Source organism: Antrihabitans stalactiti, assembly GCF_012932915.1.
Lineage (GTDB): Bacteria > Actinomycetota > Actinomycetes > Mycobacteriales > Mycobacteriaceae > Antrihabitans > Antrihabitans stalactiti.
The window spans coordinates 113,991-131,887 of record NZ_VCQU01000005.1; the positions used below are offsets into that span (position 1 = coordinate 113,991).

18 protein-coding genes are annotated in these 17,897 nt (G+C 65.0%); 10 read left to right on the top strand and 8 right to left on the bottom strand.

The genetic code is table 11. The features are described 5' to 3' along the window. Positions 1 to 75: 75 nt before the first annotated feature. Both serC and FGL95_RS15675 read right to left on the bottom strand, forming a co-directional pair. Positions 76 to 1,200 carry a phosphoserine transaminase gene (gene serC, locus FGL95_RS15670; protein ID WP_169588427.1) on the bottom strand — a complete coding sequence of 375 codons (1,125 nt, stop codon included), beginning with the start codon at positions 1,198 to 1,200 and terminating at the stop codon, positions 76 to 78. A 10-nt stretch (positions 1,201 to 1,210) separates the two neighbouring features. Next, positions 1,211 to 2,341, bottom strand: coding sequence for a citrate synthase 2 (locus FGL95_RS15675; protein ID WP_169588428.1), 1,131 nt, complete (start codon positions 2,339 to 2,341; stop codon positions 1,211 to 1,213). Positions 2,342 to 2,439: 98 nt separating this feature from the next. Here FGL95_RS15675 and pdxH point away from each other — a divergent pair, with 98 nt between their 5' ends. The 5 genes from pdxH (at position 2,440) to FGL95_RS15700 (ending at position 7,103) form a co-directional block, all read left to right on the top strand. After that, on the top strand, positions 2,440 to 3,063 hold the full coding sequence (gene pdxH, locus FGL95_RS15680; RefSeq protein WP_169589089.1) for a pyridoxamine 5'-phosphate oxidase: 624 nt from the start codon (positions 2,440 to 2,442) through the stop codon (positions 3,061 to 3,063). Further along, positions 3,060 to 4,328 (top strand): MFS transporter, encoded by a 1,269-nt coding sequence (locus tag FGL95_RS15685; RefSeq protein ID WP_420838053.1) that lies wholly within the window; start codon positions 3,060 to 3,062, stop codon positions 4,326 to 4,328. Before pdxH ends, FGL95_RS15685 begins: the two co-directional genes overlap by 4 nt. 32 nt (positions 4,329 to 4,360) lie before the next feature. Next, on the top strand, positions 4,361 to 5,329 hold the full coding sequence (locus tag FGL95_RS15690; protein ID WP_169588432.1) for an aldose 1-epimerase family protein: 969 nt from the start codon (positions 4,361 to 4,363) through the stop codon (positions 5,327 to 5,329). A gap of 119 nt (positions 5,330 to 5,448) precedes the next feature. Further along, complete coding sequence (locus tag FGL95_RS15695; RefSeq protein WP_169588434.1) at positions 5,449 to 6,747, top strand: citrate synthase; 1,299 nt, start codon at positions 5,449 to 5,451, stop codon at positions 6,745 to 6,747. Further along, the gene (locus FGL95_RS15700; RefSeq protein ID WP_169588436.1) at positions 6,744 to 7,103 is read left to right on the top strand and encodes an FKBP-type peptidyl-prolyl cis-trans isomerase; all 360 of its coding nucleotides are present in this window, start codon (positions 6,744 to 6,746) and stop codon (positions 7,101 to 7,103) included. Before FGL95_RS15695 ends, FGL95_RS15700 begins: the two co-directional genes overlap by 4 nt. Here FGL95_RS15700 and FGL95_RS15705 read toward each other — a convergent pair. Both FGL95_RS15705 and FGL95_RS15710 read right to left on the bottom strand, forming a co-directional pair. Continuing rightward, entirely contained in the window at positions 7,086 to 8,330 is a 1,245-nt protein-coding gene (locus FGL95_RS15705) for a YhgE/Pip domain-containing protein (protein ID WP_169588438.1), read from the bottom strand. The two genes, FGL95_RS15700 and FGL95_RS15705, sit on opposite strands and share 18 nt — an antisense overlap. A gap of 164 nt (positions 8,331 to 8,494) precedes the next feature. Beyond that, positions 8,495 to 10,027 carry an HNH endonuclease signature motif containing protein gene (locus FGL95_RS15710; RefSeq protein WP_169588440.1) on the bottom strand — a complete coding sequence of 511 codons (1,533 nt, stop codon included), beginning with the start codon at positions 10,025 to 10,027 and terminating at the stop codon, positions 8,495 to 8,497. Between the two features lie 122 nt (positions 10,028 to 10,149). Here FGL95_RS15710 and FGL95_RS15715 point away from each other — a divergent pair, with 122 nt between their 5' ends. Genes FGL95_RS15715 through FGL95_RS15730 form a run of 4 tightly spaced genes read left to right on the top strand, consistent with a single transcriptional unit; the run spans position 10,150 to position 12,909 of the window. Then, positions 10,150 to 10,377, top strand: coding sequence for a hypothetical protein (locus tag FGL95_RS15715; protein ID WP_169588442.1), 228 nt, complete (start codon positions 10,150 to 10,152; stop codon positions 10,375 to 10,377). Continuing rightward, the gene (locus FGL95_RS15720) at positions 10,374 to 11,453 is read left to right on the top strand and encodes a hypothetical protein (protein ID WP_169588444.1); all 1,080 of its coding nucleotides are present in this window, start codon (positions 10,374 to 10,376) and stop codon (positions 11,451 to 11,453) included. Before FGL95_RS15715 ends, FGL95_RS15720 begins: the two co-directional genes overlap by 4 nt. Continuing rightward, positions 11,450 to 11,677: a hypothetical protein gene (locus tag FGL95_RS15725; protein WP_169588446.1), complete on the top strand. Its 228-nt coding sequence runs from the start codon at positions 11,450 to 11,452 to the stop codon at positions 11,675 to 11,677. Before FGL95_RS15720 ends, FGL95_RS15725 begins: the two co-directional genes overlap by 4 nt. Further along, positions 11,677 to 12,909 (top strand): hypothetical protein, encoded by a 1,233-nt coding sequence (locus FGL95_RS15730; protein WP_169588448.1) that lies wholly within the window; start codon positions 11,677 to 11,679, stop codon positions 12,907 to 12,909. Before FGL95_RS15725 ends, FGL95_RS15730 begins: the two co-directional genes overlap by 1 nt. Here the strand turns inward: FGL95_RS15730 and FGL95_RS15735 are convergent. The 3 genes from FGL95_RS15735 to FGL95_RS15745 are packed head-to-tail and all read right to left on the bottom strand — an operon-like array spanning position 12,893 to position 15,308. Continuing rightward, entirely contained in the window at positions 12,893 to 14,203 is a 1,311-nt protein-coding gene (locus FGL95_RS15735) for a sensor histidine kinase (protein ID WP_338079877.1), read from the bottom strand. The two genes, FGL95_RS15730 and FGL95_RS15735, sit on opposite strands and share 17 nt — an antisense overlap. Then, the gene (locus FGL95_RS15740) at positions 14,200 to 14,901 is read right to left on the bottom strand and encodes a response regulator (protein WP_169588450.1); all 702 of its coding nucleotides are present in this window, start codon (positions 14,899 to 14,901) and stop codon (positions 14,200 to 14,202) included. Before FGL95_RS15740 ends, FGL95_RS15735 begins: the two co-directional genes overlap by 4 nt. 23 nt (positions 14,902 to 14,924) lie before the next feature. Next, a complete protein-coding gene (locus FGL95_RS15745; RefSeq protein WP_169588452.1) occupies positions 14,925 to 15,308 on the bottom strand; it encodes a hemophore-related protein in 384 nt (127 codons plus the stop codon). 85 nt (positions 15,309 to 15,393) lie between these two features. Here FGL95_RS15745 and FGL95_RS15750 point away from each other — a divergent pair, with 85 nt between their 5' ends. Beyond that, positions 15,394 to 16,245, top strand: a complete 852-nt coding sequence (locus FGL95_RS15750) for a helix-turn-helix transcriptional regulator (protein ID WP_169588454.1) — start codon at positions 15,394 to 15,396, stop codon at positions 16,243 to 16,245. Here FGL95_RS15750 and FGL95_RS15755 read toward each other — a convergent pair whose 3' ends face one another. Further along, on the bottom strand, positions 16,246 to 17,889 hold the full coding sequence (locus FGL95_RS15755) for an ATP-binding cassette domain-containing protein (protein WP_169588456.1): 1,644 nt from the start codon (positions 17,887 to 17,889) through the stop codon (positions 16,246 to 16,248). Between the last annotated feature and the right edge of the window lie 8 nt (positions 17,890 to 17,897).

Genomic DNA, 17,897 nt, shown 5'->3' on the forward strand with positions numbered 1-17,897 from the left:
TCGGGCATGTTCGGTGCGGACGCGCTACGCTGCTCGGTTCCGCACCGATCTGGCCTAGTTATACGGCAGAAGTGCTCAACTGAGTTGCGAGACAACCCAATCGATGCTGCGAGTGAGCTGGCTGACATCCTCTGGATCGATGGCGGGGAACATTCCCACGCGAAGCTGGTTCCGGCCGAGCTTGCGGTACGGCTCGGTGTCGACGATCCCGTTTGCCCGCAAAATCTTGGCTACCGCTGCGGCGTCGACCGACTCGTCGAAATCGATCGTTCCGACGACCTGCGAACGGTGCTGCGGCGCTGCGAACGGCGTCGCGAATTCGCTTGCCTCGGCCCAGGAATACAGGCGCGACGACGAGTCGGCGGTCCGCTTGACCGCCCAGTCGAGTCCACCGTTGCCGTTGAGCCACTCGATCTGGTTCGCGAACAACAGCAACGTCGCGAGTGCGGGGGTGTTGTAGGTCTGGTCTTTGCTGCTGTTGTCGACCGCGATCGGCAGCGAAAGGAAGTCTGGGGTCCAGCGTCCGGAGGCTTTGATCTCCTCGACGCGAGCAAGGGCGGCGGGGCTCATCAGCGCGACCCACAACCCACCGTCTGCTGCGAAGCACTTCTGGGGAGCGAAGTAGTAGACATCGGCGTCGGCGACGTTCACCGGCAGGCCGCCCGCACCGGAGGTCGCGTCGATCGCGATGAGAGCGTGCTCCGAGCCGGCGGGCCGCTGGACGGGAATCGCTACGCCGGTGGACGTTTCGTTGTGCGCCCAGCCGATCAGGTCGGCAGACGGGTCCGAGGTGGGCTCGGGAGCGCTACCAGGATCGGCGCTGACGACGATCGGGTCGCCGATGAACGGGTTGGCCTTCGCGACGGAGGCGAACTTCGAGCTGAACTCGCCGTTGGTCAGGTGCAGCGAGCGCTCCCGAATGAGTCCGAATGCTGCGGCATCCCAGAACGCGGTGGTCCCGCCGTTGCCGAGGACGACTTCGTAGCCATCGGGAAGGGCGAACAGATCACGCAACCCCGAACGCACGCGACCGACGACATTCTTGACCGGCTTCTGGCGATGGCTCGTTCCGAATACGGACGCTCCGACATCGACCAACGACTGCAACTGTTCGGGGCGAACCTTCGACGGTCCGCAACCGAAGCGCCCATCGGCGGGCTTGAGGTCGGCGGGGATGGTGGGGGTCGTTGTATCGGCCATGCAGGCAAGTCTAGTTCGCGGCCTTTGCGATCAGGTCCCAGCCCTCGACGGATTCGGGGGAGCGGGGTTCGGGGCCGGTGTAGAGGGCTGCGGGGCGGACCAGTTTGCCGAGGCGCTTCTGCTCCAGGATGTGTGCACACCAGCCGGCGGTGCGGCCGCAGGTGAACATCGCGGGCATCATGTGTGCGGGGACCTCGGCAAAGTCGAGGATCACCGCTGCCCAGAATTCGACGTTGGTTTCGATGGCGCGGTCCGGGCGGCGCTCGCGAAGCTCGGCGAGTGCGGCCTGCTCCAGAGCGGCGGCGACTTCGTAGCGCGGTGCCTCCAGCCGTTTCGCGGTGGCGCGGAGCACGCGGGCGCGGGGATCTTCGGCGCGGTAGACGCGGTGGCCGAAGCCCATCAGCTTTTCTTTGCGATCGAGGATGCCCTTGACCAAACCGCGTGCGTCACCGCTCTTTTCGACGTCGGCGATCATCGGGAGCACGCGTGCCGGGGCACCGCCGTGCAGCGGACCCGACATCGCGCCGATCGCGCCCGACAGCGCAGCGGCAACGTCCGCGCCGGTGGAGGCGATGACGCGCGCAGTGAACGTGGAGGCATTGAGGCCGTGCTCGGCAGCTGAAACCCAGTACGCGTCAATGGCTTCGGTGTGTCTGGGATCCGGATCGCCCTTCCAGCGGGTCATGAAACGCGCTGTCACGGTGGAGCATTCGTCGATGCGCGCCTGCGGCACGGCGGGCTGGTAGATGCCACGCGCGGACTGAGCAACGTAGGACAGCGCCATCACGGACGCGCGGGCGAGCTGGTCGCGCGCGGTGGCGTCGTCGATATCGAGCAGCGGCTGGTAGCCCCAGATCGGGGCCAGCATCGCGAGCCCGGCTTGTACGTCGACGCGAACGTCGCCGGTGTGAACCGGCAACGGGAAGGGCTCGGCGGGCGGCAACCCATGACCGAATTTGCCGTCGACCAGCAGTGCCCAGACATCGCCGAACGTCACGTGGCTGCCGACTAGCTCCTCGATGTCGACGCCTCGATACCGGAGCGCGCCGCCGTCCTTGTCAGGCTCGGCAATATCGGTCGTGAAGGCAAGAACACCCTCGAGTCCACTGACAAAATCCGGTGGTACGGTCACGCGAGCCATGAGCTGAACCTTAGCTGGCTGCGCCGGTCCAGAAATCCTCGCCCCTACTCGGTAGTAGCGTTTCCAAGGTGGCCTCCGAACCTCACGACCTCGCCTCCATGCGAGTGAACTACGGCGGCGACCGCGACCTCGACGAAACGTGGCTCGACGACGGCTGGGAGCCGTTGTTGCGAAGCTGGCTCGCCGAAGCGGTGGCGGCGGCGGTTTACGAGCCGAACGCCATGGTGCTCGCGACTGTCGACCCAGCGGGATGGCCCGCGACCCGAACGGTGTTGTGCAAAGGCATGAGCGACCAGGGTGTTGTGTTCTACACCAATCATGGGTCCGACAAGGCCCGCCATCTCGCGGTCACGCCCTATGCCTCGGCGACGTTTGCGTGGCCGTTGATCGGCAGGCAGGTGACCTTGCGCGGGACGGTCAGCCACGTCGACCGCGAGACCACACAGCGGTACTGGAGATCGCGTCCACGCGGCTCGCAATTGGGAGCGTGGGCGTCGGACCAGTCGCGTCCGATCGGCTCGCGGGCGGACCTCGACCGCGCCCTCGCCGAAGTCTCCGCACGCTTTCCCGGTGAGATCCCCGTTCCGGACGATTGGGGTGGGTTCCTGCTCGCGCCTCGGGTCGTCGAATTCTGGCAGGGCCGAGAGAACCGTCTGCACAACAGAGTTCGCCTCACAGCCGACGCAGACCGTGGGTGGATCGCCGAGCGGCTGCAACCGTGAGTCGTCGCTTCCTCGCCGATACGACTGCGCTGCAAAATCTGGACTTCCGCCGACTGTGGGTCGCGCAGGCGGTCACCGTCATCGGCAGTCAGCTCAGTGTGGTCGCGGTGCCGCAGCAGATCTTCGACATCACGCGCAGCTCCGGATATGTCGGTCTCGCAGGCATTTTCGCCCTCGTGCCGCTCATCGGCTTCGGCCTGTGGGGAGGCGCGCTCGCCGACGTGATGGACCGTCGAAAGCTGATGGTCATCACCAGCGTCGGACTGGTGGTGACGTCGGTCGCCCTGTGGTTGCAGGCGATGGCCGGGATGCGCAACGTCTGGCTCGTGCTCGTGTTGCTGGCTGTCCAGCAGGGCTTCTTCGCGGTCAAGCAACCGACCGCGAGCGCGATCATTCCGCGCCTGCTGCCCGGCGACCAACTGCCAGCCGCGAACTCGCTGAACATGACGGTGTTCCAGTTCGGTGCGATTGCCGGACCGGTTCTGGCCGGCGTCCTGATCCCGGTGATCGGCCTGTCGACGCTGTACCTGATCGATTCGCTCGCACTGCTGGCAACGGTGTGGGCCGCGTGGCGACTTCCGAAGCTGCCGCCAACCGGCACAGCGCGTCGCGCGGGGCTGCGCGAAGTGCTGGACGGGTTCGCGTACCTGGCGACCCAGCGAATCCTGCTGGCGTCGTTCGTGGTCGACATCATCGCAATGGTTTTCGGCATGCCGCGCGCGCTGTTTCCGCAGATCGCCCACGACACGTTCGGTGATCCCGCGACGGGCGGGATCGCGCTCGGTCTGCTGTACGCCGCGATGTCGGTCGGCGCGGTGGTCGGTGGGGTGTTCTCTGGCTGGCTGCCGCGCATACAACGGCAAGGCCTGGCCGTGGTGCTCTGTATCGCGGCGTGGGGTCTGTCGATGGTCGGCTTCGGCGTCGCGATCGGATCCGGGTCGGGTCCGGTGGCCCTGTGGATCGCGTTGGCCTTCCTTGCCTTGGGCGGCGGCGCGGACATGATTTCGGCGGCGTTCAGGATGACGATGCTGCAGCAGGTCGCAACGGACGAGGTCCGCGGCCGGTTGCAGGGTGTGTTCACGGTGGTGGTCGCGGGCGGTCCGCGGATCGGTGATCTGGCGCACGGCATGGCCGCCGCAAGCCTCGGCACCGCGGTCGTCGCCGCGGGCGGTGGCGGGTTGGTCGTCGTGGGAATGGTGCTCGCCGCCATCGTTTTCCCGGCATTTATTCGCTACCGAGTCGCATCGCGTGTGGTGTCGACCTGACAAGTTCGCCTTCTACAGAGCAGACTTAGCCCATGGCGGAGCCGGAGACGCGTCCACATACGGACGGGACAACAGGCACTCGCACGTTTCAGATCCAATCCGGTGGGTATCGCGCTGAGGTCGTTTCGACCGGTGCCGGTCTGCGATTGTTGGAGCGAACGGTCGACGACAAGCCGATGTCGCTGACCGAATCGTGGCCGGCCGGGCAGAACCCGCCGCTGTCGGCTGGTCTGATTCTTGCGCCGTGGCCGAATCGAATCCGTGACGGATTCTTCTACTTCGACGGTATCGAGCATCAACTCGAAATCACCGAACCCGCGCGCAACAACGCGAGCCATGGGCTGGTGCGTCGTCGCTCGTGGCGGCTGGAAGAGCACGAGCGCCACCGCGTCAAGCAATCGATCGACGTTGGACTTGCGAAGGGCTGGCCGTACCCGATGCGGCTCAGCGTCACCCACGAACTGTCCGGCGACGGCCTTGCGGTCACCCACACCGCAACCAACACCGGCTCGGTCCCTGCGCCGTACGGACTCGGGATTCACACGTTCGTCCGAGTCGGTGATGTCCCGTTGGACGACTGCACGCTCGAGTTGGCCGCAGGCGTCCGGCAGCCACTGGACCCGGAGCGGATGCTCCCCGACGGACCATGCGTTCCGGTGTGGGACACCGAGTACGACTTTTCGAAGCCAAGGTCGTTGAAGGGCGTCTGGCTCGACACGCCGTACAGCTCGATCATGGCCGACGCCGACGGTGTGGCGCGTCACACGTTGTGTGCCCCCGACGGCAAGGCGACCACGCTCTGGGCCGATCGGTCGTTCCGCTGGATCCAAGTGTTCACCGCCGATCCCGACCATGGTCAGGGGTATCCCGGCCGAGGTCGGGCGCTTGCGATCGAGCCGATGACCTGCCCGCCGAACTCGTTCAACACCGGGATCGATCAGATCGTTCTCGAGCCAGGAGAGACCTGGAGCGCCATGTGGGGCATCACCAGCAGTGTGTGAGTTACACCGTCCTAGGGGTAAGAATCACGCACGGTCGGTACAGCCGCTACGCTGCGACCGACTGCATTTATGCGAACAACATCGCTACCCCGACAGTTCGAGCTTGAGAGGGATCCTCCGTGCCCGCTGAGAACGACAGCAAACCCACACTCAGCTACCCAGGTGGCGAGTACCCGATGACCATCGTCAAGGCGACCGAGGGTAACGACGGTATCGACCTCGGGAAGCTGCTGGCAACGACCGGTTACACAACGTTGGACCCGGGTTTCGTGAACACCGCGTCCACGAAATCGGCCATCACCTACATCGACGGTGAGGCGGGCATCCTGCGTTACCGCGGGTATCCGATCGAGCAGTTGGCCGAGCATTCGACGTTCATCGAGGTCAGCTACCTGCTGATCTACGGAGAACTGCCGACCGCCGAGCAACTGGAAGCCTTCACCGACAAGATCCGCAGGCACACGCTGCTGCACGAGGATCTGAAGCGCTTCTTCGACGGGTTCCCCCGCAACGCGCACCCGATGCCGGTGCTGTCGAGTGCGATCAACGCACTGTCGGCGTACTACCAGGACTCGTTGAACCCGGACGATCCCGAGCAGGTCGAGCTGTCGACGATCAGGCTGCTGGCCAAGCTGCCGACGATCGCCGCCTACGCCTACAAGAAGTCGGTCGGCCAGCCGTTCCTGTACCCGGACAACTCGCTGAACCTCGTCGAGAACTTCCTGCGGATGACGTTCGGTTTCCCGGCGGAGCCCTACGAGGTCGACCCGGAGATTTCCAAGGCGCTCGACATGCTGCTGATCCTGCACGCCGACCACGAGCAGAACTGCTCGACGTCGACGGTCCGGTTGGTGGGATCGTCCGACGCGAACCTGTTCACGTCGATCTCCGGTGGCATCAATGCACTGTGGGGTCCGCTACACGGCGGCGCGAACCAGGCTGTGCTCGAAATGCTGGAAGGCATTCGCGAGCGCGGCGACACAGTCGAGGACTTCGTCAAGAAGGTCAAGAACAAGGAAGACGGCGTGAAGCTCATGGGCTTCGGGCACCGCGTCTACCGCAATTACGATCCGCGTGCGGCGATCGTGAAGAAGGCGGCAGACACGATCCTCGCCAAGCTGGGCGGCGACGACGAATTGTTGGAGATCGCAAAGGCTTTGGAAGAAGCCGCGCTGACCGACGAGTACTTCATCGCCCGCAAGCTGTACCCGAACGTCGATTTCTACACCGGCCTGATCTACCGGGCGATGGGTTTCCCGACCCGCATGTTCACCGTCCTGTTCGCCATGGGCCGGTTGCCGGGCTGGATCGCACACTGGCGTGAAATGCACAACGACGCCGCGTTGAAGATCGGCCGTCCCCGCCAGATCTACACCGGCTACACCGAACGCGACTACAAGGAGCTGACCACCCGATGAGCAAACCCGAAGTCGAGTTTCAGGAAGGGCCTGCGCCCACCGAACTGGTCATCAAGGACCTCGTTGTCGGCGAAGGTGCCGAGGCCGTGCCCGGCGGAAACGTCGATGTCCACTACGTCGGTGTCGAGTTCGACAACGGCGCAGAGTTCGATTCGTCCTGGAACCGCGGTCAGTCGATTCAGTTCCCGCTTCGCGGGCTGATCCAAGGCTGGCAGGACGGCATCCCGGGTATGAAGGTCGGCGGCCGCAGGCAGCTCACAATCCCGCCGCACCTTGCGTACGGACCTGCCGGCGGCGGCCACCGCCTGTCAGGCAAGACGCTGGTCTTCGTCATCGATCTACTCGGCGCCAGCTAGCTTCCTGCGCAACCTGAGGTACGCGACGGCCAATGCGGCCGTCGCGAACCCCAGCGCGACAGCGAGCAACACGGCAATGCCCGGCAGCTCGAAGCGGTTCGCCGTCGAGCGGTCCACGGCGATCGGGTCGCTCAATGTTGCTGCGACGCTGGCTTGCTGGGCGTCGTTCCGGTTCGGTGTCGCCGCCAGGCCCTTCTTTGCGAGGTCGGCGACCGAGGTCGACACTTTCTCCAGCTGGGCGACTCCGGCAGTCAGCTGATCGGTCACACCGGTCAGTTGTGCGCCACCTTGGTCGGACAAAGTGGCGAGTCCGGTCGCGAGTTGGTTCGCGCCATCGGACAACTGTCCGCTCGCCGACGAAAACTGCGTGACAACGGATTTCAACAGCGCGCCCAGGTCGGTGTCGGGATCGACCGACTGTCCGAGGGTCGACGACAAGCCGCCGAGTTGGTCGCCGACTCCGTGTGCGGCGCCCCGTAGCGCTTCGAGTCGAGTGATAGCAGTGCTGACTTGCGGGATCGGTGGCAGTGATCGCAGCAGCGCGATGACGTCGGTGAGGCCGGTTTCGAGTTGCGCGGCGCCTTCCGTCGTCGAGCGAACGGTCAAGCCTGTAGCGGTCAGGGTTTCGGCAACGCTGTCGGCCTGCGTCGATGCTCCGCCCACCACTCGGTTCAATTCGTCTATGGCGCTTGCCAATTGCCCGGACCCGTCGCGCGCGGCCTGCAGGAAGCCGAGCAATTGCGGTATGCCGTCGGCGAATTGCTGTGCGCCCGACTTCGCGGCTCCGATGCCAGCGCCCAGCAGTTGAGAGCTCAGCGTCAGCTGCGAGAACGTTGCTCTGGCTGCCGCGGTCGGATCCAGCGCGGCGTCGATCCCCACTTGCTGGACCTGAGCGGTCACTGCTGTGGTGAGCCGGTCGGCGAGGTCGTTGTCGGACGTGGTGATGGCTACAGCAGTGCGGGTCGGTTGTGGTGTGGCGAGCGACGTGACGGCTTGGCTGAAGTCTTTCGGTAGCTCGACGGTCGCAGTGGCACTGCTCGATTCGCCGAACGTGAACTCCCCGGACGCTTCCAGCGCGGTGACGACTCGTTTCCCCAATTCGCCTTCGTCGGAGTTGACGATCGCGACGACCGGTTCGCCCGTCGACCGACGATCGAGCAGATACCAGGTCGCCGACCCACCCAGAACGCCGAGGACCGCGATGATTGCTAGTAGTTTTTTCAACACCGACCGAACCTATGGACCCAACATGGTCACTTCGTGGCCGTTGTTTGTGAGAGGTCTGAGAGAACTTGTGAGTCTTTTCGCGAGTCGATCGGCGACACTCCGTCGTCGCTACCGGCAGAGTATTGACGAAATCTGGAGGCGATGTCACGGATTGTCGCGCCGTTTTACAGGTATGCAGGCAGGCTGAGCCCGTGCTGACCGAGTGGGCTGGTGGTGTGGATGATCGCGTTGCGGAGCATTTCGTAGGTCCATAGCTTCGCGGTCTTCAGCTGGTGGTGGTTGATGCACAGGCATTGCAGGTTGGCAAGGATTGTCCAGCCTCCGGCCAGCGGGTTGGCGAGTAGGAATTCGACGATGTGGTCGAGTTGGCATTGGTCGGCGGGCACGGTGCAGCCCGGGTGTCGGCAGGTGCCATCGCGAAGTCGGGTCGCCATGGCGAGGGTGTCGGTGGGTCGGTAGGTGAGTGCACCGGGCGGCGGGGTCGTGAATCCGCCGTGACCGTCGGGGAATTCGGCGTGTGGGCGGTGGGGGTCGTCGAGTATTTGCCGGCGCAGGGTTTCGATAGTTCTGTGTGCGTCGGCGACTCGGGTCCGTGCGATTCCGTTCCCGCCCTTGGGAAGGACGGTTCCGGCGGGCAGGACTTTGCTGCGCGCGACGACGATGCCCGCGTCGGGACCTAGGCCGGCATCGGGGCACGTGGGGAGCCATAGGTTGGACCGTGGGTGCATCGGGTCGAGTTGTTGACCGTCTCGGGTGGTGGCGGGCGGGGCTTTTTGCATGGGCGGTTCGGTGCCAGTGAAGGTTTCGGCGACTGCGGTGGCGGTGGTGATGAGTGCTTGCCAGGTGGCGTCGTCGGCGAGGTCGCGGGCTTTGTCGGCGTCGAGTGCGCCGTAGCCAGCGAGGTAGACGGGATTGTTGGCGATGCCGAGCAGCGTTTCGAGGCCGCACATGATGTTGAGGCGGACCGCGGGGGCGGTGGGGTCGGCGGTCTTGTGGACACAGTCGGGGTCGTCGCAGCGGCAGCCGAGGGTGGTGTGGCCGCGGAGGAGGGCGAGGAAGGCGTCGACCTGGCGTTGTTGTGGTTCGCGGGGGTCGTTGTCGCAGACGGTGGTGGTGAGTTGGGCGATGAGACCGTTGATTTCGGTGGCTTCGGTGGCGGTGAGTTTCGACTTCAGTAGGGCCATGCCGTTAGGAAGTGGGCGGGTGCTGACCGAGCGGGTGGCTTCGGCGCGTTCGCGGGACTTCTTGGTCCATTCGGGGTCGGCTTCGATGAGGATGCGGTCGATTTCGGTGCCGAGTGCGCGGGGTGCCAATCGTTCGGCGGCGGTGATGATTTGCGGTTCGAGTCGCATCAGCAGTGACCGTTCGACGCCGCGGGTGTGGTCGACGATGGTGCGGATGTTCGGCAGTTTGATTTCGCCGTAGCCGAAGGCTTCCTCGACATCGGTGACGCGTTCGAGGTCGTAGCTCAGGTGGAGCCAGCCGGAGACGACGCCGTAGGTGGTGGCCAGTTCCAGGGCGACTTCGGCGAGTGCGGATCGGCCGGGCATGGGGGTGTCGATGTCGGAGCGGGTTTCGTGGTATCGCTTGACGAGGGCGATTTTGTGGGCCGCGGCGGCGGCTTCGACTCGGGCGGCTTCGGCGATCTCGGCGAGCAGCGCGAGGTCGGCCTCGCGGGCGCTCGCCTGTTCGCTCATACGTTCTATTCTACCGGAAATGCTATATCCCGCAACATCATTGCGTAGCAGGGTTGTGAGTCTTTTAGGAGTCCAGGGACTCCGAAAAGACTCACGAGCAGGGTGGGGTCTACCTTCGATCCATGACCGCGAATGCGAAGGAAGAACTCGCCCGCGAGCTCGGGGGCGATTTGGGGGGATTGGACCAACTCAGCGAAGAACATGCCGCGGACCTGCTTGCTTTGTTCAAAGCGGCCCGGGTCGAGGAGCGCAAGGATCTCGACAAGTCGATCAACGACACACTCAGCGCACTGCCGTGGGTGCTGCGCGGACCGGCGAAGAAGATCATGTTCGGCGGAGGCCACAAATGACCGAGTTGGTGACGCGCGCTCAGATGATCCTGTTGGCGCGGCTGCTGCGGGTGCCGGTCGAACGGATTGCCTATCTCGAGCCGTTGGGTGCAGACAATCTCGTTGCCTTGCGTGAGCGGATGTCGAACGTCGTCTTCGACGAGAATGCCGAAATCTTCAGTCGCATCAGCGCATTGGTCCCGGTGGTGCCGATGTCGATCATGGTCCCGCTGGCGCAGCGGGTCGTGTCGCCCGAGATGTCCGGCCGTTCGGCGGGTGCGATTTCGGTCGCGCACCCGAAGAAGGCTGTCGGCGCGATGTCACTGCTGAAGCCCGAATATGCCGCCAGTGCAATGCCATACCTGGATCCGCGCGCCGTGGTGCAGGTGGCGCACCTTGCTCCGCTCGAACCGATCGCCGCGATCGCCCGAGAAGTGCTGAAACGCAAGGACTACATCAGCGCTGGACTGTTCGTCGAGGCGGCAACACCGGAAATCATTCGCGCAGTTCTGGACGGCGTGGACGACGACGAGGCGCTCATGCGGTCTGGCTCCTATGTCCATTCCGGGAAGATCATCAGCGACATCTTGCGGGTGATGATCGAGATTTCGCCGCCGCGCATCTCGCGTTTGGTCACCACGACCACCCAAGGCGCTGCGGACCTCCAACTCGCCGTCCTCTCGGTGTTGTCCCGCATCGACCACGACCTGATGGCGACGATGGGTGATGTGCTGTTCGGCGAGTCCTCGCAGAGCGATATCGCGTCGCTGACGAAGACAGTCGTGAGCGAGGGGGCTGCGGGGGAGTTGCTGACCTTCGCCAACCACCTCAGCCCGACCGCGCTGGACACGCTCGCGGCCAATCCCGTGACCGAGGACGAGGAAGTCCTCGGGGGGCTCGTGCAAGCGGCGACCGAGCGCGCCGACCTGTGGCCGCCGTTGTTGCAGATCTTGGCGAAGCACGATCACGACGTACAGGCCAGGCTCGTCGCGGTGTGGGGTGCCGAACTGTCCGAGGAGCACCGCGCGACAGTTACCGCTCACATTTCCGACCTCAACCTCGAGGACGCGTTGCAGCCGGTAACTTCTTTCCTATGACCGACACCGCAAAGGCCGATCTCGAGCGTGAGCTGGGGGTGCATGTTCCCGCCGTCGAGCAGCTCTCCGGTGCAGAGTGTGCAGCGTTGCTGACAATGTTTCAGAAGGCTCGGGCCGACGAAAAGGTGGCTCTCCACAAGGCGATCGACGACGCGCTCGGTCAGTTGCCGTGGGTGATGCGCGGACCCGCCAAGAAGATCATGTTCGGAAGGCGTGCCGGCTGATGACAACGGACCTCGTCAGTCGCGCACAGATCATCCTGCTGGCCCGCACCTTGCACGTCGAGGTCGAAGAACTGCAGCATCTCGAACGCCTCGGCGCCGAGCACTTGAATGCGTTGCGCGAGCAGATTTCGAACGTCATCTTCGACGACCACGCCTCGATCTTCAAAAGGGTCAGTGCGCTGGTGCCGATCGTGCCGTTACCGATCGCGATGCCGATCGTCCAGAAGATGGTGCCGCCGATGATGGCCGGCCGAGCGGCAGGCGCGATCGGTGTGGCGCACCCGAACAAAGCTGCCCAAGCGTTGACGCTGGTGAAGGTCCCGTACGCCGCGGAGGCCGCGCCGTACATGGACCCACGTGCCGTCGTCCAACTGGCGAATGTTGCACCTCCGGGGCCCGTCGTGGACATCGCGAACGAACTGCTCGCCCGTCGCGATTACGCGACGGCCGGACTGTTCGTCGACGCCGCAACGCCGGAACTGATCAAGGCCGTCGAGGCCGGAGTTCCGGATGACGAAGGACTGTTGCGATCCGGCGCCTACGTGCTGTCCGGAAAGACCCTCAGCAACATTATGCGAGTGATGCTCGACGCGGAATCGCCGCGTATCTCCGGCATGATCGCGACCGCTGTCAACGGCGATACCGACCTCAGGTTGGCGGCGTTGTCGGTGCTCTCGCGCTGCGACGAGGACATCATCACGCGCGGTGGCGACATCCTCTTCGACGAAACCGATTCGGCGACGCTCGCCGACATGCTCCGCGAATTCGTTCGCGAAGGCGCGGGGCCTGAGCTGCTGCACCTCTCGGGGCACTTGAGTCCCTCGGCGCTCGACCTGGTCGCGGCCAACCCGGCGACCGAGGACCTGGAGCTGATCGGGGAGCTGGTCAAGGCTGCCGCCGACAGTGGCGAGCCACAGAAATGGCGGGGCTTGCTCGACATCCTCGAGCGCACGAACGACACCGTGCAGCAGAACGTGATCGGGCTCGTCGCGGACCTCGACCACGCCCGCTTGACCGCGCTCGCGCATGCGGCCACGAAGGAACACCTCTGGCCCGTGGTGCTACGGGTGCTCGCGAAGCAAGCTCCCGACGACCAGACGAGGCTCACCACTGCATTGCGGCCGGCGCTGGACGCGAAGGATCAAGCGAGTCTCGAACGTCACATTCACGACCTGCATCTGGACGACGCCTTGAAGTCGGTGACGTCGGTCCTGGCTACGGTCGCCGGCTAGCGAGCTCGATCACCAAGCGCGCGCCGCCGAGCGTGCTGGGCTCGAAATGCGCTCTACCGCCATGTAAATGAGCCTGTTGGGCGACGAGGGCAAGGCCGAGGCCGGATCCCGACTGCGCGGCGCCGGACCCACGGACGAAGCGTTCGAACACGGCGGCGCGTTCCGATTCCGGAATGCCTTTGCCGTCGTCGTCTATCGCGACGACGATCGTGCCATTCGGCTGCTGGGTGGCGGTGATGACCGCATTGCGCGCGCCGCCGTGGCGTGCGGCGTTGGTCAACGCATTGTCGATCGCAAGGCGCAGGCCTGCGCGCAGACCACGCAACATCAGTGTCGGCCCGCTGTCGACCCGGACCGTGAGGCCAGGATGGTGGCGCATCGCGTCCTGTGCCGCAAGGTCGCAAACATCGACGATATCGGTGTCGGTGTAATCGCTTTCCGACGCTAGTTCACCGGTAGCGAGCCGCTCCAGCGCGGACAAGGTGGCCTCCACCCGGCCTTGCGCGCGCTGGAGGTCGTCGAGGATTTCGGCGCGCTGCTCGTCGTCGAGTTCGAGCGTGCGTAACACCTCGATGTCGGTCCGCATCGCCGTCAACGGCGTCCGGAGTTCGTGTGCGGATACGGCGGCGAAGTCTCGCGCGGTGGTGAGTGCCGCGGTCGTGTCCGCTTGCGCATCGGTGACGCGTTGCAACATGGAGCCGAGCGCGTCGGCCAGGGCACGTGCTTCACGAACGCCGGATGCAGTCGGAAGTGGTTGTGGCGGTTCGGCACTGATGCTTCGGGTCAGGTCGACGATCGGGCGTACGGCACGGCCGCCGAAGATCCAGCCGAGGCCGGCGGCCGCTGCGATCGCGGCGACGCACGATGCGATGACGATTCGCTGCTGCCGCGTCGTGTCGTCGGTCGCTTCGGAGGACGGCACACCGAGGGTGACAAGACGCGACCGAGGATCCTGCACCGTGATCACCCGGTACGGACTGCCGTCGACGAACACGGTGTGGTAGCCGAGATCGGACTTGGGTAGCTGAACACTGGTGCTCGTGGCGATCTCGTCGCCGACCCTGACGGTCAGGGCATATGCGCGCACCGCGGGTATGTATGTCGGAGCAAGGACCGCGAGGTCAGGAGCCAGCATCGCGACGCCCGACACGTCCGCCAAGCGTTGGTCGATTGCGCGAAGGTTGTTCTCCTTGATCGCGCGGGCGACGAGAAACCCGAAAGCAATGACGATGATCGCCGCGCCGAGTGCGGTGGCGGCGGCGACGCGCGCCCGAAGTGAATACGCCCGGCTCACTTCGGTGCCCGCAGTACGAACCCCACTCCGCGGATCGTGTGCAGCACGCGTGGATGCCCGTCGACCTCGAACTTTCGCCGCAGGTAACCGATGAACACGTCGACGACATTGGTGTCGGCAGCAAAGTCGTAGCCCCACACCAATTCCAGTAACCGCTCCCGGCTGAGCACGACACCGGTGTTGCGCGCAAGCGTGGAGAGCAATTCGAATTCCCGCTTGGTCAGCTCGATTTCCTTGCCTGCCAACAATGCTCGGTGTCCGAGTAGGTCGACGACGAGGGGTCCGACAGTGATGCCCGTCTGATCGGTCGGACTCGGTTCCGGTAGCCGTCGCAACAGCGCGCGGATTCGGGCGATGAGTTCGGCGAGCACGAACGGTTTGACGAGATAGTCGTCGGCACCCGATTCGAGGCCGGCGATCCGATCGTCGACCGAATTACGCGCGCTGAGAACGCAAATGGGCACATCGTTGCCCATGGCGCGCAGTGCTGTCACCACGCCCGCACCGTCGAGCACCGGCATGTTCATGTCGAGGACGACCGCGTCGGGCGAGTTGGCGCGCACACTCCGCAACGCTTCGGCGCCATCGCGGGCGGTCAGCACGGTGAAGCCGGACAGTCGCAGGGCGCGTTCGACGGACAGCAGGACATCGGTGTCGTCATCGACGACGAGGACGGTCGGTTGTGCCTGACGACTCACCCCTGCATTGTCCACGGGATGAATCAGTAGTTGTGGCAGGTGTCCGCGATCTGTTGCGCCTTCTGCTTGATATCCGCGCTCTGCGGACCGTTTGCGGCGGCTTCACCCTGCGCGGCGGCGTCGGGGTTGTTGGCCAGGAACATCTGAATCATGCTCTGCCGCTGTGCGATCGGTAGCGAGAAGAAGTTCTCGAGCTGTGCTTTGCGGTCTGGATACTGGTCGAGGTCGGCGGCGACGTCGGGCGCGGTGGCGTGCAGGGCCGCGTCGATCTGGGCGAACGAGCAGGTCGAGTTCACCAACGGTCCGACGAGGTCGATCGGATCGGCGGACGCGGCAGCCGGGGCCACAAAGGCGCCGATCACGGCGAATCCAGCGGCGGCGATCATCGTGGTTGTGAGTGACTTCATGACCTCGACCGTATGCGACCCCGGACCGCAGGGCGAGTGAGGGAACTCTAAGGATCGACAGCCGCGGCGCCTAGAATCGACTTCCATGATCGTCAGTTCGGCACTACTGCGGCCCCGGGATACCGATGCGCTGCGTGCCGAGCTTCGTCAGGTCGCTGCCGTCGCGGGGGTTCCGATCCTGTTCGGTGGCGAGGTGCACGACGGGACACTGCTCCTGTCCGAATTCGTGGGCACATCGACCAACAGCCTGCGCGGTATCGCGGTGCCGGCGAAGACAGGGCTCGGTGGTCGCGTCGTCGACTCGATGCGCCCGGCTTCCGTCGAGGATTACCGCAGCGCCTCGACGATCACGCACCACTTCGACGGTCCGGTCGGTGCCGAGGGTATTCGGTCGATCCTCGCCGTACCGGTCGTGGTCGACGGCAAGGCTAGGGCGGTGCTCTACGCGGCGACGCGGGACTTCTCGCCGATCGGTGGTCGCACGGCCGACGTCGTTCTGGGCGCGACCCGACGCCTCACGACGGAGATCGCCATTCGGGACGAGGTCGACCGCCGGACCCGAATGTGGGACGCGGCGACTACGTCCGGTGCGCTCGTCGTCAACCAACTCAGGAGTATCGAGGCCGAGCTACACGACCTTGCCGCGGCGGCCGGCGACGCCGAGCTTCAGACTCGGCTGCAGACGATCGCGAGCAGAGTTGCCGACCTCGTCGCTCCTGATGTCGAACCGGGCGACCCGCCGCCGAAGCTGACGCCTCGCGAACACGACGTCCTGTCGTATGTGGCGCTGGGTTGCACCAATCACGAAGTAGCGCAACGTCTTTCCATTGGACCGGAGACGGTCAAGAGCTACCTGCGTACAGCGATGGTCAAGCTGGACGCTCGCTCCAGGTTCGAGGCGGTCGTCATTGCGCGAAAGCACGGACTGTTGGCCTGATCAATCCTCGGTCAGCTGGCCGCCGTCGAGGCGCCAGCGACGGGTGTGACGCACCGTGTCCAACATCCGGCGATCGTGCGTGACGAGAAGCAGTGTGCCCGCGAAGTTTTCCATTGCCGATTCGAGCTGCTCGATGGCGGGCAGGTCGAGGTGGTTGGTCGGTTCGTCGAGAACCAGCAGGTTGACTCCACGCGCTTGCAAGAGCGCGAGGGCAGCGCGGGTGCGTTCGCCTGGCGACAGCGACGTCGCCGGTCGCAGCACATGCTGACCGCGCAGGCCGAACTTCGCCAGCAAGGTCCGAATGTCTGCGGGAGCCGAATCGGGTACTGCTGTAGCGAATTCGTCGACGACCGAGCCGGTGCCGTCGAACAGGCGTCGCGCCTGGTCGATTTCGCCGACCTGGACGCCGGACCCGAGAAACGCGGAACCTTCGTCGGGCGCCTGCCTGCCGAGCAGCATTCGCAACATCGTCGTCTTGCCGGAACCGTTCGGTCCGGTGACGAGAATGCGGTCGCCCCAATTGATCTCGGTTGTGATGGGTCCGAGGGTGAACTCACCGAATCGGACGACTGCGTTGTTGAGCGTGGAAACGACGGTCGCGCTTCGGGGCGCGGCCGCGATCTCCATCCGCAGTTCCCACTCTTTGCGAGGCTCTTCGACGACGTCGAGCCGCTCGATGCGGCGCTCGGTCTGCCGTGCTTTCGACGCCTGTTTCTCGGTGGCCTCGGCCCGAAACTTCCGGCCGATCTTGTCGTTGTCCTTGGACTTTCGCCGTGCGTTGCGGACCCCGTTCTCCATCCAGCCGCGTTGCATGCGCGCACGTTCCTCCAGCCCGGCCTTCGTATCGGCGAACTCTTCGTACTCGTCGCGCGCGTGCTGGCGAGCGATGGCGCGCTCAGCCAGGTAGGCGTCGTACCCGCCGTCGTAGACACCGATCTGCTGTTGCGCCAGGTCCAGCTCGACGACGCGAGTGACTGTGCGCGCCAAGAATTCTCGGTCGTGGCTGACGACGACAACGCCGGTCCGGGCGGCTGCGACGAATCGTTCGAGCTGGTCCAGCCCAGCGAGGTCGAGGTCGTTGGTCGGCTCGTCGAGCAACAGAATGTCATAGCGAGCCAAAAGAATTGCGGCGAGGCCTACCCGCGCGGTCTGACCGCCGGACAGTCCAGCCACGTCGGAATCGAGCCCAACGTGCAACCCGAGTTCGTCGACGACCTTCTCCGCTCGCTCGGCGATATCCGCGCCACCGAGTGCAAGCCAACGTTCCAGCGCGGGGGTGTAGGCGTCGACCTCGGGGGTCGCGGCGAGCGCATCGGCCGCCGCATCCATTGCCTCTGCCGCCGCGGTCACACCGGTCCGGCGGCTCAGGTATTCGAGCACCGTTTCGCCCGCAGCGCGGTCGTGCTCCTGCGCGAGGTAGCCGACCGTGGCCTCCGACGGAGCTAGTGACACCGAGCCGCCGATGTCGGCACTGGCAACTGTCGCGTCGCCTGCGAGCACTTTCAGCAGCGTCGACTTGCCCGCGCCGTTTGCTCCGACGAGGCCGACGACATCGCCGGGCGCGACGATCAGGTCGAGTTCGGAGAAGAGCGTTCGTTCGCCGTGAGCGGCGGACAGACCGGTGGCGCGGAGAGTGGCAGACACGGTTAGAG